General features: G+C 37.0%; 11 protein-coding genes, 1 tRNA gene and 2 pseudogenes. 13 read left to right on the top strand and 1 reads right to left on the bottom strand.

Annotated features, from left to right (window positions below):
- Positions 1–103: 103 nt before the first annotated feature.
- The 5 genes from JCM10991_RS13445 to JCM10991_RS08695 all read left to right on the top strand — a co-directional run bounded on the left by JCM10991_RS13445 (position 104) and on the right by JCM10991_RS08695 (position 6,783).
- Positions 104–1,963, top strand: a complete 1,860-nt coding sequence (locus tag JCM10991_RS13445; protein ID WP_051527998.1) for an elongation factor G — start codon at positions 104–106, stop codon at positions 1,961–1,963.
- 147 nt (positions 1,964–2,110) lie between these two features.
- On the top strand, positions 2,111–3,967 hold the full coding sequence (gene dnaG / locus JCM10991_RS08710) for a DNA primase (protein WP_025021197.1): 1,857 nt from the start codon (positions 2,111–2,113) through the stop codon (positions 3,965–3,967).
- A 26-nt stretch (positions 3,968–3,993) separates the two neighbouring features.
- Positions 3,994–5,127 carry an RNA polymerase sigma factor RpoD gene (gene rpoD, locus JCM10991_RS08705; protein WP_025021196.1) on the top strand — a complete coding sequence of 378 codons (1,134 nt, stop codon included), beginning with the start codon at positions 3,994–3,996 and terminating at the stop codon, positions 5,125–5,127.
- 347 nt (positions 5,128–5,474) lie between these two features.
- Positions 5,475–6,587: an RNA polymerase sigma factor RpoD gene (rpoD, locus tag JCM10991_RS08700; protein WP_023858793.1), complete on the top strand. Its 1,113-nt coding sequence runs from the start codon at positions 5,475–5,477 to the stop codon at positions 6,585–6,587.
- Positions 6,588–6,709: 122 nt separating this feature from the next.
- Positions 6,710–6,783: transfer RNA gene (locus JCM10991_RS08695), tRNA-Arg, on the top strand.
- A gap of 121 nt (positions 6,784–6,904) precedes the next feature.
- Here the strand turns inward: JCM10991_RS08695 and JCM10991_RS16415 are convergent.
- A pseudogene (locus JCM10991_RS16415) lies at positions 6,905–7,042 on the bottom strand (site-specific integrase); the annotation flags it as partial.
- Between the two features lie 876 nt (positions 7,043–7,918).
- Here JCM10991_RS16415 and JCM10991_RS08690 point away from each other — a divergent pair.
- The 8 genes and pseudogenes from JCM10991_RS08690 to cas2e all read left to right on the top strand — a co-directional run bounded on the left by JCM10991_RS08690 (position 7,919) and on the right by cas2e (position 17,203).
- Complete coding sequence (locus JCM10991_RS08690) at positions 7,919–10,678, top strand: CRISPR-associated helicase/endonuclease Cas3 (protein ID WP_025021195.1); 2,760 nt, start codon at positions 7,919–7,921, stop codon at positions 10,676–10,678.
- Complete coding sequence (locus JCM10991_RS08685; RefSeq protein ID WP_025021194.1) at positions 10,675–12,357, top strand: type I-E CRISPR-associated protein Cse1/CasA; 1,683 nt, start codon at positions 10,675–10,677, stop codon at positions 12,355–12,357. The genes JCM10991_RS08690 and JCM10991_RS08685 overlap by 4 nt, the downstream gene beginning before the upstream one ends.
- 4 nt (positions 12,358–12,361) lie before the next feature.
- On the top strand, positions 12,362–12,925 hold the full coding sequence (gene casB, locus JCM10991_RS08680; RefSeq protein ID WP_025021193.1) for a type I-E CRISPR-associated protein Cse2/CasB: 564 nt from the start codon (positions 12,362–12,364) through the stop codon (positions 12,923–12,925).
- A gap of 12 nt (positions 12,926–12,937) precedes the next feature.
- Positions 12,938–14,028: pseudogene (gene cas7e, locus JCM10991_RS13440) on the top strand (type I-E CRISPR-associated protein Cas7/Cse4/CasC).
- Positions 14,009–14,716, top strand: a complete 708-nt coding sequence (gene cas5e, locus JCM10991_RS08670; RefSeq protein ID WP_025021192.1) for a type I-E CRISPR-associated protein Cas5/CasD — start codon at positions 14,009–14,011, stop codon at positions 14,714–14,716. The pseudogene cas7e and the gene cas5e overlap by 20 nt, the downstream one beginning before the upstream one ends.
- Positions 14,717–14,718: 2 nt before the next feature.
- Entirely contained in the window at positions 14,719–15,348 is a 630-nt protein-coding gene (gene cas6e, locus JCM10991_RS08665; protein WP_025021191.1) for a type I-E CRISPR-associated protein Cas6/Cse3/CasE, read from the top strand.
- A gap of 5 nt (positions 15,349–15,353) precedes the next feature.
- Complete coding sequence (gene cas1e, locus JCM10991_RS08660) at positions 15,354–16,301, top strand: type I-E CRISPR-associated endonuclease Cas1e (RefSeq protein WP_025021190.1); 948 nt, start codon at positions 15,354–15,356, stop codon at positions 16,299–16,301.
- Positions 16,301–17,203 (top strand): type I-E CRISPR-associated endoribonuclease Cas2e, encoded by a 903-nt coding sequence (gene cas2e, locus JCM10991_RS08655; RefSeq protein ID WP_025021189.1) that lies wholly within the window; start codon positions 16,301–16,303, stop codon positions 17,201–17,203. Before cas1e ends, cas2e begins: the two co-directional genes overlap by 1 nt.
- The last annotated feature ends 105 nt before the right edge of the window (positions 17,204–17,308 follow it).

The raw sequence follows: 17,308 nt of genomic DNA, 5'->3' as shown, positions 1-17,308 counted from the left end.
AAGGACGTATCGGTTCGACCCCGATCGCCGGTATAAAATAGAGTTTAAGCCCCGATTTTTCGGGGCTTTTCTGTATATAAAATTAATTGAAAGGGCTTGGAATATGAAAAAAATTGTTGCGGGAATCATTGCTGACGTTGATGCTGGCAAAACAACCTTGTCTGAAGCGCTTCTTTATAAAAGTGGTAGCTTGAAAAAATTAGGTCGAGTAGATCATGGAAATGCCCACTTAGATACCAACGACCTGGAAAAAAAGCGGGGGATTACGATTTTTTCACATCAAACAAAGTTAATTTATCAAGATTTGCAATTGTCTTTGGTGGATACTCCTGGGCACTTAGATTTTATTAGCCAAACTGAAGCAGTTTTACCTGTGGTAGATTATATAATTTTGACGATTGCAGCGAACCAGCCGCTTTCTAGTCACACTAAGACTTTGTGGCGATTATTACAAAAATATCGTGTACCAACCTTTATCTTTATAAACAAAATTGATTTAGCACATCATACGCAAACAGAAATCTTAAATAATTTACAAGCAGAGTTGTCCGCAAGTTGTACATTATTAACAGATGATGAAAGTATTGCCTTAAATGATGAGAGGTTATTGACACAGTATTTGGAAAATTCGGTATTGACCACTGATGAAATTGCAGAAGCAATTCGAATTCGGCGAATTTATCCGGTTTTATTTGGTTCGGCTTTAAAACTTACTGGTGTTGAGGAATTGTTAGCTAACTTAGCCTCACTCATGCAACCGCGACCAGCTACAGAAGAGTTAAGTTACCATATTTTTAAGATTAGTCATGATGATAAAAACGAACGTTTAACATGGCTACGATTGCTGGGGGGACAATTAGCTACTAAGGAACTTTTAGGCTCGGAAAAAATTCAGCAAATTCGTAGTTATGATGGAGATAAGTTTGAACTAGTTTCTCAAGCGGGTCAAGGAGAGATTTTTGTGCTAACGGGTTTGACTAAAACTTATCCGGGTCAGGTATTTGGACCAGGGCTTAGTCCCATCACTCATGAAATCCAACCTATTTTAAGTTATGGCGTGGCAGATACCGGTGGGGATTTGCATACTTGTTTACAAGCCTTGAAAATACTCGAAGATGAAGATCCGCTTTTGAAAGTTACTTGGAACAGAACTCTTGATGAAATTTCTGTTCAGGTGATGGGAGAGATTCAAATTGAAATTTTGACTGAAATTTTAAAGGAACGCTTTAATTTAGGTGTTATTTTTGCTAAAGGTAAGATTTTGTATAAAGAAACCATTACGCAAGCAATCGAAGGTGTAGGTCACTATGAACCACTACGGCATTATGCTGAAGCTCATATTTATCTTGAACCATCTCAAAACGATGGCCAGGTAAGTTATGATAATTGTTGCCATCCAGAAACATTGACTACTAACTTTCAAAGTCAAATTATAACCGCTTTGCAAGCTAAAGAGCATTTAGGAGTTTTGGCAGGTTATCCACTTGGAAATGTGAAACTAACACTTGTTGGCGGACGTAGTCATCCTAAACATACTGAAGGGGGAGATTTCCGTCAAGCTACTTGGCGTGCTGTGCGACAAGGCTTAATGCGCCTTAAAGAAGCCGGCGCTTGTCAAATTTTAGAACCTTGGTATCGGTTTGAAATTCATGTGACCGAGGAATTTGTGGGACGGGTTATGACCGATATTGGTCAACTTGGTGGCAAGCTAGACTATGATGGTAGTGGCAGTTTAACGGGAATTGCGCCAGTTCGGACTATGCGTACTTATCCGGCTACTTTACGGGCTTTTAGTCATGGTAGTGGCCAAATTGATTTGGCTTATGCGAGTTACTATCCTTGTGATGCCCAAGATGAAGTCATCGCAACTGCTGACTATGAACCTGTGAATGATTTAGATAACACTCCTCAGTCAGTTTTTTGTGCCCATGGAGCTGGTTGTACTGTGCTTGGCAAGAAGTAAACAAGCTGATGCATCTACCATTTTATGTTCAATAATTTTAATTTATACAGGGTATTTTGCTTGCACAATGCTTGATGCTAGGCTAAAATATACAGTGTATATAGAAAATTTAGCGGTTAAATTATTTAAAATAAAGGGGGGAGGATATTGGCACGAATACCTGATGAGGTCATTAATCAAGTGCGAAGTTCAATTAACATTTTAGATGTGGTGCGGCAACGTGTTGACTTGAAAAAAAGTGGACGTAATTACTTTGGTTTGTGTCCTTTTCATAGTGAAAAAACACCGTCATTTTCCGTAGATGAAGAGAAACAAATTTTCCACTGTTTTTCTTGTGGTCGGGGTGGTAATGTCTTCTCCTTTTTGATGGAATTAGATGGGTCAACTTTTCCCGAAGCAGTGAATAAAATAGCTGAAGAAGCGGGAATTGAATTAGCTGATAGCTATCAAACCGCTGGTGTAGTTAATTCCCAAGCTAATCAAGAAAAAAGACAGCTCTTAGCCTTATATAAGGAAGTCAGTGAGCTCTATCATTATATTTTAACTGCGACTAATGCAGGACAAGAGGCACTTGATTATTTGCATCAACGTGGTATAACGGATGAAATGATTAGTGAGTTTCAACTTGGCTATGCCCCAGAAGAAAAGCTGTTAGAGGCCTACTTTCAGGAACATAAAGTCGATATTGCCTTGATTCAAAAGAGTGGCTTATTTATCGATCGGACTGATGGGAGTATGTATGAACGTTTCCGTGACCGAGTGATGTTTCCGATTTGTGATGAAGTGGGTCGAGTTATTGCTTTTTCTGGACGTCTGCTACATAAAGATGATAGTAAGCAACAGCCCAAGTATCTTAATTCACCGGAAATGCTACTTTTTAATAAAGGTAAGGTACTTTTTAATTATGATAAAGCACGTCAAGCAAGTCGCGATGACCACCAAATTATTTTATTTGAAGGTTTTATGGATGTCTTATCAGCTTATCAAGCTGGGGTAAAAAACGGGGTTGCCTCTATGGGGACGAGTTTGACAAGTGAACAAATCAATCTTATTGAACGAATCGTACCAAAAATCAATATATGTTATGATGGTGATCAAGCTGGTCAACAAGCAACTAAACGAGCAATTGAATTGATTACACCTTATAGCCAAAAAATAACTTTAAGTGTCACAGTATTGCCAGAGCAGCTTGATCCAGATGAATTTATCAAAAAATATGGGCCAGATCAGTTTAGACGGGTAATTAAGCAGCAACAATTAGGTGTTTTGGATTTTTACTTGAGTTTCCTGGCTACAGATAGGAATCTGGCAAATGAAAGTGATCAAGCTCTTTACATCCAGGATTTCTTGCAAGTTCTGGCTAAGCAGGCTACTGTTGTGGAACAGGACCTTTATCTAAATCGTTTAGGCCAGCAATTCGATTTAGACAAGGCAAGTCTTCAAGCTCAGTTACGTCAGATATTAGCCGTGACAGACCGACAACCACGTACACATCAAAGTAAATATCGTGAGGATTATTCACAGTTTGATCAGTTCCAAATTCCAGTAGTGACTCAGGAGGTTAACCATTTTGATAAGGTGGAACGTGCAGAGAGGTTACTTTTGTACCGAATGCTAACGGAACATACGGTATGGGACCAAATTGAGAATACAGTAGATTTTGCTTTTGTGCATCGAAAATATGAAAGTATTTGGTTAATTGCTCGGGGCTACTTTAATATTCATAGTGACTATGATAGTGCATCTTTTATTGACTTTTTACAAGATGAAGATCTCAAACAAACCATCGTTAACCTCGAAATGCATGGTTTCACGTGGGAAAGCAGTAGCCAAGAAATTAATGATTGTTTGAACGTTATTATGAATCAAAGTCCGCTCGAAGCAAAAATTAAAGAATTAAGTGAACAATTACAGCAAGCAAAGCGCTTAAATAATCGCGAACTCATTACTAGTCTGACAATGAATTTAGTTGATTTATATCGACAAAGACAAGCAGTGCGGTAACAGGGACCATTAAGGAGGCCATCGTTTTGGCAGAAAAAAATAACAATTTAAATGAAGTAGCATATGGTAAAGCTTTACGCGAAGTAATTCGTAAATACAAACCACAAAAAAATATCAATTATAATGAATTGACGGATTTGTTGGTGATACCATTCAAACTCGATGCTGACCAAATGGATGAATTAGTGACTAAAGTTGAAGATGCAGGAATTTCGATTGTCGATGACAAGGGAAATCCATCAGCTGCTTCACTAAAGGTTGCTGATAAACAAGCAGATGAAGTCCGGAAGCAATCTGCTAAAGAAGCCGTAGCTGTACCAACAGGGGTTAAGGTAAATGATCCGGTCAGAATGTACTTAAAAGAAATTGGACGGGTAGACTTACTGTCAGCTGAAGAAGAAAAGGCATTGGCCATTCGGATTGAAAATGGTGATGAAGAAGCCAAGCAAAGATTAGCGGAAGCTAACTTACGTTTGGTAGTTTCTATTGCTAAGCGTTATGTTGGGCGAGGGATGTCTTTTCTTGATTTGATTCAAGAAGGAAACATGGGGTTGATGAAGGCCGTGGAAAAGTTTGACTACCGCAAAGGATTTAAATTCTCAACTTATGCCACTTGGTGGATTCGTCAAGCTATCACCCGGGCCATTGCCGACCAAGCGCGAACCATTCGGATTCCGGTACACATGGTGGAAACCATTAATAAGCTAATTCGCATTCAAAGACAAATGCTTCAAGATTTAGGGCGGGATCCTATTCCAGAAGAAATTGGGGCGGAAATGGAATTGCCAACAGAAAAAGTCCGAGAAATTTTGAAGATTGCTCAAGAACCTGTTTCTTTGGAAACACCAATTGGGGAAGAGGATGATTCTCACTTAGGTGACTTTATTGAAGATGAAGAAGCTACTAGTCCAGCTGATCATGCTAACTATGAAATGTTAAAAGAGCAACTGGAATCAGTATTAGATACTTTAACGGACCGGGAAGAAAATGTCTTACGTTTACGCTTCGGTTTGGGTGAAGGTAATGAACCGCAAACTTTGGAAGAAGTTGGCCGTTCTTTTGGGGTTACCCGAGAACGAATTCGTCAAATCGAAGCCAAGGCTTTACGGAAGTTACGCCATCCATCACGTTCTAAGCAATTAAAAGATTTCTTAGAATAAATTGCTAAGCAAGAATGGGACATGTTAGCTAGAGATTAGAAGGAAGTTTAAAAGTTGGAGACCGCTAGGAAATTACGCTACTAAAAGCATTATTTTCTAGCGGTTCTTCTTATTGTTATTTTTTAAATTTTTCAGAAAGTTTAGTTTTTTCAACTTCTTTCAAGGTAAGAAATATTTAGTAAATTAAAAACTGGATTTTCAATTATCAACTTTTCAAAATTTTCAAAAAATAAGAAAAATGTGTTGAAAACGCCCTAGTTACTCTGATACTATAGATTGGTGAGTTCAAAAAATTTGCTGTATTTTTGGAAATTTTTTGGCGTTAAATAAGACAGAGGAGATTGAGAATGACTGACCTACAACAAGTTGCTTATAATAAAGCCTTACGTGAATTAATTCGTGAATATCGGACTAAAAAAGAAATTGACCACCATGTTTTACAAGAAAAGATGGTTAAGCCTTTTAAGTTAAACGAAGAAGAATTAACGGATTTAATTGCTAAAGTGGAAAATACAGGGATTTCAGTCGTCGATAGTCAAGGTAATCCATCTGCAGAATCCTTACAAGTTGCAGATGAGGAGGCCAAACAAGCTGCAAGCCAAGATGATGCAGCAATTATGACGGGGATTAAGGTGAGTGATCCTGTTCGAATGTACCTCAAAGAAATTGGTCGTGTGGGACTTTTATCAGCACAAGAAGAAAAAGACCTGGCTATTCAAATTGAAGCTGGAAATGAGTTTGCCAAGCAAAGATTAGCGGAAGCTAACTTACGTTTGGTAGTTTCTATTGCTAAGCGCTATGTGGGACGAGGGATGTCTTTTCTTGACTTGATTCAAGAAGGAAACATGGGGCTGATGAAGGCCGTGGAAAAATTTGATTACCGTAAAGGATTCAAATTTTCAACTTACGCTACTTGGTGGATTCGTCAAGCTATTACCCGTGCTATTGCTGACCAAGCACGAACTATCCGGATTCCCGTACACATGGTGGAAACTATCAACAAAATGGTACGAGTTCAGCGACAAATGCTCCAAGACTTAGGTCGTGAACCAATGCCAGAAGAATTGGGAGCGGAAATGGAATTACCGACGGAAAAAGTGCGTGATATTTTGAAAATTGCCCAAGAACCAGTTTCCTTAGAGACGCCAATTGGGGAAGAAGATGACTCTCACTTAGGTGACTTTATTGAAGATAGTGAAGCTACTAGTCCTGTGGATCATGCGGCTTACGAAATGTTGAAGGATCAATTAGCTGAAGTATTAGAATCTTTGACAGAGCGAGAAAGAGAAGTTCTTCGTTTACGTTTTGGCTTAGACGAAGGTGGTCGGACCCGAACTTTAGAAGAAGTTGGAAAGCACTTTGATGTAACGCGAGAACGGATTCGTCAAATTGAAGCTAAAGCTTTACGTAAATTACGTCATCCGTCCCGCGCTAAGAAGCTGCAAGATTTCTTAGAGTAAACAAGAAAAAGATAAATTACTTTTGCTGATATATAGAAGTATTTTAACTTATTAGTAATAAAATCAGCAAAAATTATTGACGAAACAAAATAAATCAATTATAATTTATTTTGTTGTCTGATGGACCGATAGCTCAGTTGGATAGAGCACGGGTCTTCTAAACCCGGTGTCGTGAGTTCGAATCTCACTCGGTTCATAAATATAAACAATTGAAAAGAGTCGCTAGATGAAAAACGCCTTTATATCAAGGTTTGTCATCTAGTGACTTTTTTAGTTTCAGTTAAAAATAGTTAAAAATAATAAAGTTTGCCCAATTTTCAGCCCAATAAATTATCTAGTTGGTCCACAATTATTTTTTCATTTTTCATACGATACTCATCTATCAGATAGGCATAGGCATTCATGGTTGTGGTCAAGTCAGAGTGGCTAAGCCGTTTGCTAATAGCGTAGATGTTCCTTCGTCAAGCAAAAGGTACCCTTAAACTTCGCCATATTCCTATTAGTTTATAGTCGAGCATGTGCCAGAAATTAGGTTTTATCTTTAATAAATATTGATATAGCAACGTTTTTGTTCTTAAATTAACTAGTACTATGCAGATCCTTATAAAAAATGATATTGACATTTTTAGTTTCCATGATAACCTTAAAATAATTTAAGCTTTAGCTGTAATTATTAGGAAATTTGGCGTATTCTACCTTAGAATTATTTTTGATAGGGAGGATAGTTGTTAGCATCACAAATGAAGGAGAGTGGATTGATATAGAATATACTTGATGTGTAGCTTAGTTGTGTAGAACCTTGATTCATTTAAGATTCTTGCTCTACTCAGGTTAGACAGTATCATCAGTGAAAAATGAAACAGGTATTCTTTTTGAGGTGCTAGTGATTGTAGAAAAGCTGAGAATCCACTGGATAGCCGTGAAATTAAGAATGTCTAGTCTCTTGTTAATGGTAGTTATATGGGAATTTTTTGCCTCAGTAGGGGGCGAAGAAACTGGCTGAGAAGGTATTAAAGGCCATCCCCGCAGATAATGATCAAGACGAGTCCTATGAAGATTTAACAAAGTCGGTTTTGATGGCCCGAAAATAAGGTTAAAAAGTCTAGAAACAAGTCGGTGATCTTGATAATGAATTTAGCCATATGGAATATCTGTCTTTATATTTGGGACAATTGAATCATAATAAGAGGATGAGGTTACGCCACCTTTTTATTGGATTATTATCAAAAGTTGCAAAGTGTTGCAAGATAAGAAATAGATTTGATTTTGGAATGTATTGTTTGAAAATATAATAATTGAATCTTTGTAATATATGGTTTAAGGAGGATGTAATGTTGTTGTCACAGAAATCAAAAGCATTATGGGCAAAAAAAAGGTCTCTAGAAAGTAAAGAGGAATGGTTGCCGTTGTATGTCCATTTAATTGATACAAAGAATACAATGAATTTTCTTTACAATCATTGGCTGAGTGATAGTCAACGAAGGTTTCTTTCATTCGAATTGGGTGAGGGTGGGGCACAAAAACTAGTTAAATTTATTGCTGTTGTGCATGATATTGGGAAAGCAACTCCTGTCTTCCAAAGAAAGAAATCTTATGATCACAATGATAATTTAGATTGGGAACTTCTACATAAACTAGAACGAGAAGGGCTAAAGGGATTATCAGAAGCGTTGTTTACGCAAGTGAAAGTTTCACCGCATACAGTAGCTGGTGAAGCTATTCTGGAAGAAGCGGGGCTTAATCCGACGATTGGTGCGTTAATTGGGGGACATCACGGTAAGCCTCTTTCTCAGAATAGTCAACCTAAAAAGCAACTCATAGTTTATTCAGAAAACTACTATCAAGATAGTGGAAATAAAGAAATTAAACAAAAATGGAAAAATATCCATAGTGAACTAATAAATATGGGGTTAAGAGAAGCTGAGTATGATGATATTCATGATGTTCCGAAAGAATTGAGCCAGCCATCTGCGGTAATAATTGAGGGGCTACTTGTGATGGCCGATTGGCTTGCCTCGAGTGAAAGCATGAGTGATGGAAGAAAGTTATTTCCACTTATAGACATAAATCAAAAGTTTAAAGATTCTGACCTTGAAGAACGATTTGAAAAAGCTATTTTAAATTGGTATTCTGAGGAAGGTTGGAGTCCAGAAGTAGTGAGCAACACTAAAAATACTTACCAACATTATTGGGGATTTAGTCCAAGATTCGTGCAAGAAAAAATAACTGATAAGGTCAAGGAAATTGCTAATCCGGGAATTGCTGTAATTGAAGCTCCGATGGGAATTGGTAAAACAGAATTAGCCCTAGTTCTGGCACAGGAAATGGCTGCAAAAACTGGTGCTGACGGTTTGTACATAGGGTTGCCAACTCAGGCAACCACGAATGCGATGTTTGGACGAGTAAATGAATGGTTAACTAAAGTGGCTCAAGATCAGGAAGAAAATTTATCGATAAAGCTTATGCACGGGAAAGCTAAATTCAATAAAATATATCGAAATTTACCAGATGCTTGGGAAATTGACGCTGATGGTGGTGATGAAAATTTTGGCACAGTATCTGTAAGTACCTGGTTCTCAGGTAAAAAATCAATTTTAACTAAATTTACAGTTGGAACGATTGACAATCTCCTGCTATTAGGTTTAAAACAAAAGCACCTTTATTTACGTCATTTAGCATTTAGTGGAAAAGTAGTTATTCTCGATGAGGTCCATGCGTATGATGCCTACATGTCAAGTTATCTAGAAAAAGCATTACAGTGGTTAGGAGCTTATCATGTACCAGTAATTTTATTATCAGCAACACTTCCTAAACAAAAACGAAAAGATCTAGTTGAAGCCTACTTAATAGGAAAATATCAAAAGAAAAAGATATTGGAAAAAGCAATTACATTTCCTAATGATTGGGCAGAAACCAAGGCCTACCCCCTTTTAACTGTGACTGATGAAAACAAACTTCTTCAGGTAACAAGGTTTTCCATGTCAAACGAAGAAGGTAAAGAAGTAGCAGTTAAGTGTATAAATTTTGAAGACCTAGATCTAGTTGAATTAGTTTTAGAAAAAATCTCTAATGGTGGAGTAGCTGGGATAATTGTAAATACAGTAAAGCGAGCGCAAAGCTTAGCTAAGTTTTTTGAAGAAATAGATGTAGACTTCTTAGTGTTACATTCAGCTTTTGTGAGTCCAGAGAGAGCTCGAATCGAGGAAAAGTTACAACATTTAATTGGTAAGAATGGTGAGCGTCCGTATAAAATGGTAATTATTGGCACTCAGGTTTTAGAACAATCACTTGATGTTGATTTTGATATATTATTTACGGATATTGCGCCAATGGATTTACTCTTACAAAGAATTGGCCGTTTACACAGACATAATATTCTGCGACCTTCCAAGTTAAAATGCCCTGAAATATATATTCTGGGGATTGAAGATAATGGATTTTATGGTGAGGCAAATGAGGATATCTATACAAAATATTTACTTATGAGGACTGAATACTACTTACCAAAGAAGTTACAACTACCTAATGATATTTCTTTTTTAGTTCAAGAAGTTTATGATTTCGATGATGAATTAGTGATAGAAGGATTTGAGAATGCTAAAGAAGAATTTATGAACTTGAAGAATAGGGCTAAAGAGAAATCTAAAGTATTCCAAATTGGAAAACCAATTCGTGGAAAAAGAGCTTCGCTAGCTGGGTGGCTTGATAGAGAACATAGTGATCCAAAGATGGATGATTTGAAGGCTGCAGCGGCAGTGCGGGATATTCAAGAGACTATTGAAGTTATTCTGGTTAAACAAACTACGTCAGGGTATTGTTTGCTGAGTGGGCAGTTGATTGAAAATGTTACTTCAGAAGAGTTGGCTAATCAAACAGTTCGGCTCCCTTACGCAGTAATAAAAAATCTAACTGAAACGATAGCTAAATTAGAGGATATCACGAGAAAAAAGTTTTATACTTGGCAAAGTGATCCTTGGCTAAAAGGACAATTAGCTCTGGTACTGGATAACCACCAACACGTTAAGTTGAATGGTTATGATTTAATTTATGATTCAGGTTGTGGTCTATCTTACGAAGGAGGAGAACAATGACAGAAAGTTTTAATTTAGTAACTGAACCCTGGATTAAAGTTATAAATCTAGAAGGGCGAGAAGAAATGGTTTCACTAAAAAAAGCGTTTAAAAATGCTAGTCAATATCGAGCCCTCGCAGGAGAGATGAGAATTCAAAATCTTTCAATTTTACGATTAATGTTGGCAATTTTGACGACAGTATATACCCGATTTGATGCTGAGGGTGATGTGTATGATTGCTTAGACGTTAATGATAAGATGCTGGTGACAGATGTTGATGAAGACGAAAATATCGAGTTTTTTAATAATCTTCTTGAAACGTGGGATGTGTTATATCATCAAAAGAGATTTACGCCTATTCTAGATAAATATTTGAAATTATGGAGAAATCACTTTGATTTATATGGTGATAAACCTTTTTATCAAGTGACAAAGGAGGAGTACAACCAGTTAGTTTTAGATAAAAATAAAATTACTGAAAAGTCAAAGGGAAATCTAAAACTTAAACTATGGAATCGACAAATTTCAGAGAGTAATAATAAGACGGCTATATTTGCGTCAAGAACAGGTGAATTTAAAAATCGAACAACGCAAGCAGAATTTGTACGGTGGCTTATTACCTATCAGGTATTTTCTGGAACGTCAGAAAAGGCATGGATGAAAGCGAAAAAAAACGGAAAGTATCCATTATTTGCAGGTTGGTTATATAAAATTAATCCTGTGTATGCGGTGGGTAACACATTATTTGAAACATTAATGCTGAACTTAGTTTTTGAGGATAATAGGAATCAAATAAAGATTCAAAAACCCGTATGGGAGTATGCTAAAATTGAAGACTATTTTAAACGCTTGAAAAACTCAAGTTCACCAAATAATATTGCAGAAATTTATACGATGCCAGCTAAGTTACTGTCTGTTCGATGGGACAAAGATGTACCAACTTTATTTACGGCGTCGATACCGACTTTTGAACTTGAAAATTCATTTGTAGAACCTATGACGACCTGGAGAAGGAAAGACGATGATATAGCTGTTCCAGGAGTAAATGGGGATGTGACGACAGAAAAAATGTGGCGTCATTTTGGTCAGTATATCAAAACTTCTGATGGGGATAAATATATACCAACAGTTGTCAAATGGTTAAATACTCTACAAGTCGAAAAAATGTTACCGCGGAATTTCCAGATAAACTTGGAGACAACGATATTAGTAAGCGATCGCTCTGCAGCCAATGCCCCTAATGTTGAAATTCATGACGAGTTAAAAGCAAGCGGGGAGGTTCTTTTTGATGATGGTGGTCAAGATTGGCCAATTCGGATTGAGGGGATGATTGAATTAACACAGAGTGTAGGCAGAGCTTATTGGACATTTGCTAGAGATATTTCAGATATTCGTGGCTTAGATAAAAAGAATCATCAGTTGACAGATAAACTGAGTGAACGATTTTATGATGATTTAAATCAACCTTTTAAGAAATGGTTGCAGAGTTTGAGTGCAGATGATAATCGCCCTAAGAGAGAATTAGAATGGAAGAAGATGCTTGAGAAGATTGTCTTTTCTTGTGCAGAGGAAGTTATGAATAGCAGTTCTCCAAGAGATGTGCAAGGTATAGTTAGAGACGAAAGAATATTGAATATTTTTACAGCAACTAATAGACTTAGAAGACAAGTGATTAAAATTCTGGATTTAAAGGAGTAGGAGCATGGTAAAAAACGTTTATAGTGCGACTCAAAGGATTATTATGTCGTTGTATAATGGAAATCAGGTAAATAGACCAGTTTTAGCAGCGCTACGTAATAGTAAAACATTGGATGATAAACAGGCCCAGAAACTATGGCCATATATTTTTTCTGAACTAGATAAGGAGAGTCTAAGTGTAACAGGGAAAGTTACTTGGGAAGAGAAAGCTGTTTATACAGCGCTTAGGCTCTATGCTCTTCACCAACAAGGAAAAGAAGAATTAGTATATGAAAAGGAGCATTATCTGTTTACAGAGTTAGGTGTACTTCGAAAAGATGAGAGCCTTCGAGTAGCGCTAGACCGAAGAGTACAGGCGATTTTAGCAACTAATAGCGTGGAAGCGGTAATTAATGGATTAACGCAAATTGTTCAAATTACCAAGAATAAAGATGCACGAATTAAAATTGATTATCCAACATTAGCAGCCAACCTTCTATATTTTCAAAGTAGTTCTAGTGCAGCTAATAGTGTGAGGCTTAGTTGGGGACGTCAGTATTACCGAATTCATTTTGAAAGCAAAAATTAAAGGAGAAAAAATATGCAAAATTTATTTTTAGATATTAACGTGTTACAAACGCTACCATCATCAAATATTAATCGAGATGATACTGGAGCACCTAAAACGGCATATTATGGTGGGGTAGTTAGATCGAGAGTATCATCTCAAAGTTGGAAAAAGGCTAGTCGAGATGATTTCAAAGCAAGAGGAATTGAATCTAGTTTGCGGACAAAAAAAATTCCTTCTGCACTTGAAAAGGAGCTTTTAAATCAAGAGCCTTCATTAAATCAAGAAGACGCACACGCTAAAACACTTGAAATTTTAAAGGCTATGGGTATTAAAGTTGAAGTAGACAAAGCTACGGGAGAAACTGTGACTAAAGTACTCATTTTTATGAGTCCAGGGCAATTAAGAAAGCTTGCTGACTATGCTTTAAATAATGATAAATTGGATATTAAAGAGTTAAAGAAGCTTGGTAAAGAGGATAGTGCTTTAGACTTAGCTTTATACGGGCGAATGCTAGCAGATAGCCTGAACTTAATGTAGAAGCAGCTGCACAAGTGGCTCATGCAATTTCTACACATGAAATTATTCCAGAATTTGATTATTTTACTGCTATCGATGATTTACAACCAGATGATACTGCCGGTGCTGCTCATTTGGGAAGTATCGAATTTAATTCATCAACCCTTTACCGTTATGCAAATGTTAATATCAGAGAATTGAAAGAAAATCTTGGTGATAAGGAGGATATCGTTTCTGCTACCAAGGAGTTTATCAAGAGCTTTGTTAAGTCCATGCCTGGTGGTAAGCAAAATACTTTTGCGAATAAGACATTACCAGATTATGTGATGATTTGCCTACGTCAAGATACACCAGTTAATTTGGTATCAGCTTTTGAACAACCGGTAAGTGCTAGAGGAAAGAGTGGTTATGTTAAACCATCTATTGAAAAGCTTGAGAAAGAATTTAAAAGTAGTCAAATGTTTGTTGAAGATCCACTAGTAACGGCTATTTTAACAAAGTTTGAAACTGAAATTGGTGATAAGGAAGTTAACTTTAAGCAACTTTTGGATAAAGTTTCAGATGTCCTGATGAAGGCGGTGCAAGATGAAGACGATAACAATTAGGCTAACCTCCCCACTTCAGTCATATGGTAATGAGGCAACCTTCAATCGTAGAACAACTTATACTTTTCCAAGTAAGAGTGCAATTATAGGGATGTTATCTGCTGCTCTTGGTTACAACCGTGATGACCATCGAATAAATGAATTAAATGAACTTCAAATTGCAGTCCGAGTTGATCAACCAGGAAGAGTAATAACAGATTTTCATATGGCACATAGCGGTTCGAAGTCATGGTTGACGTATAGAGATTATACTGCAGACGCAATTTATGTGGTAGCAATTGGTAGCGAGAACATGCAGCTTATAGACAAATTAATTTTCTCGCTTAAGCATCCTAAGTTTCAGCTTTATCTTGGTCGAAAAGCTAATCCGCCGGCGGGAGTGCTAAAAATAGATGAGTTTACTGATAAAAATCCAGTGACAGTACTAACAGAGTTAAAGTGGCAAGCTTCAAATTGGTATCAAAGTAAGGTAAGAAAATCCCGGGTAAAGCTAGAGCTATTAACGGAAGCTGTTTCTTTGGATAATGCTGAAGATACTTTGATTAGAGATAGTGTGGTTTCATTTAATCAGCGAAACCGACAACATGGATATCGTGGTCTTTCTAGGACTTATGTAGAAGTTGAAAATAATGCTCAGAAAAAACAAAGGGTAGAGCATGACGTTATGGGATTTTTAGGAGTTGAGTAAAAATGTATTTATCAAGGGTTGAAATTGATGACTCAAATCGAAGGAAACTTCGAGAGCTTACTCATCTGGGGGCTTACCATAATTGGGTAGAACAATCATTTCCAGCAGAAGTGACTTCTGGGCTGCGAAAACGTCATTTATGGCGTATTGATACCTTGGGTGATAGGCGTTATCTTTTGCTTTTAAGCGAGGAAAAGCCTGAAGTTGAGTTGCTTTCAAAATATGGTGTTAATGGCAGTGTGATTATTAAGTCTTACGCTAACTTTATTAATAATATAAGTAAACATCAAACATTCCAGTTTCGTTTAGTAGCTAATCCTACACATACTAAGGATAATCATGTATATCCGCATGTGACGATAGAACAGCAAAAGAAGTGGTTACTTGACAGAACAGCTAAAAATGGTTTTGAAATTTTATGTAATGAAACAGAAAAGTATTTATTTGACATCGTAGAGAGGGATTATCCAATTTTACGAAAAAAAAATGGTAGAAAAGTTAAGTTAAGTCGGGTTGCCTTTTCAGGACTTCTAAAAGTAACGGATGAGTCACTTTTTCAGGAACTTCTTGTTCGGGGGATAGGGCGAGAAAAGGCGTACGGTATGGGTTTAATGACAGTTATTCCGAGGTGATTTGTTTGAATAAAGGAATAGGAGCTAAGAAAGCCAGTTTATCAGAGTTAGCTCGAGTGAGCGACCGAATCACATTCTTATATTTAGAGCACGTAAAGATAAATCGTAAAGATAGTGCGATTTTAGTGATTGACGATAAAGGTAGTATAGCAATTCCTGTTGCTATAGTTAGTGTATTACTTTTAGGACCGGGAGTTGACGTTACGCATCGTGCGATGGAATTAATGGGGGACTCTGGATTGGGCGTTGTGTGGGTAGGAGAGCAAGGTGTCAGGCAGTATGCCCATGGTCGAGCTTTAAGTCATTCTTCTGCACTACTAGAAAAACAAGCCAAATTGGTATCTAATACCAGAACGCGTATAGCGGTTGCGCGTAAGATGTATCAGATGAGGTTTCCAGATGAAGATGTTTCTGGGTTGTCCATGCAAGTGTTACGTGGTAAAGAAGGATCACGAGTCAGAAGGGTTTATCGTAATCAGTCAGAAAGAACTGGTGTCCCATGGTCGCGCAGAGAGTATAATCCGGATGATTTTGAAGCTAGTACACCGATAAATAAAGCGCTAACAGCAGCTCATCAGGCCTTATATGGGCTTTGTTATAGCGTAGTTTCTGCTTTAGGTGCTTCACCTGGTCTTGGGTTTGTGCATACAGGACATGATCTATCTTTTATTTATGATTTTGCTGACTTGTATAAAGCGGATATCTCTATTCCAGTAGCATTTGAAATGGTAGCACAATATGGAGATGATTGTGAATTATCGGCAAAAGTTCGATTGAAAATGAGAGATATTTTTAGAGAAAGTAAAATTTTAGCTAAAATGGTTAAGGATTTGAAGTATATTTTAGAATATAATCCAGATGACACGAGTGTAGAAATAATTGAGCTTTGGGATGATAAGTTAGGTTTGCAAAAACATGGTGTGCAGTATCATTTATTTGAGGATGATAAGTAATGATAGTTATAACGTTGACAAAAGTTCCAGCATCATTAAGAGGTGACTTGACCAAGTGGTGCCAGGAAATACAAACTGGTGTCTATGTAGGAAATGTAAGTGCAAAGATTCGTGATTTGCTTTGGAAACGAATAATGGATAATATCGGCAACGGTGAGGCAACAATTGCATACAATACAAACACAGAGCTGGGGTATACATTTCGAACAACAAGAAGGGATCAAGATGTTGTTGATTTAGATGGTATTACCTTGATAAAGCAACTAAATGAAGTGCCTGGAGAAATAAAACATGGTTTTAGTAATGCAGCCAAGTATCACCAAGCAAGACTTAAGACTGTGAAGGAAGGTAGGACAAAAAACAAATCAGAAAATAAAAATTTTATTGCTTTAGATTTAGAAACTACTGGACTTGATCCATTGTCCTCAGAGATAATTGCTGTTGGTGCTGTAAAGAAAGTAGGAAATGATGAGGAGATATTTTCTAGATATATAAAGATATCAGGTAATATACCTCATGTCATTTCAAAACTAACAGGTCTTAACGATGAAATTCTTCAAGAACAAGGGGAAGACCTTAGTGATGTCTTGGATGATTTGTTAGTTTTTTTAAGTGATGACACTATTATTGGCTATAATCTCAAATTTGACATGCAGTTCCTAGAGGGCGCTTTAGAAAAAACTAATAAGTCACCATTAAAAAATAGGTTTATAGATTTAATGCCACGAGTAAAGAAGGTGGAACTTTTTTTAGATAATTATCGTTTGGAAACTGTCTTAGATAAGTATGGGATAGAAAATAGATCTCCACATAATGCCCTTGAGGATTCAAAGGCGACACTAGAGTTAGCTTTCAAACTAATAGAAAATGGAAACTTAGGATTTGAAATCCCTGTTATGTAAAGGATTGTTTACTGTGTTCCCCGTGTGTACGGGGGTGATCCATAAGTCGCGGTTCCCAAAAATTAAAACTAAGAGTGTTCCCCGTGTGTACGGGGGTGATCCTGC

This window comes from Ligilactobacillus equi DSM 15833 = JCM 10991, from assembly GCF_000615765.1.
Taxonomy (GTDB): Bacteria; Bacillota; Bacilli; order Lactobacillales; family Lactobacillaceae; genus Ligilactobacillus; species Ligilactobacillus equi.
The sequence above is the reverse complement of the archived record's forward strand: the minus strand, read 5'-3'. Positions and strand labels throughout refer to the sequence as shown.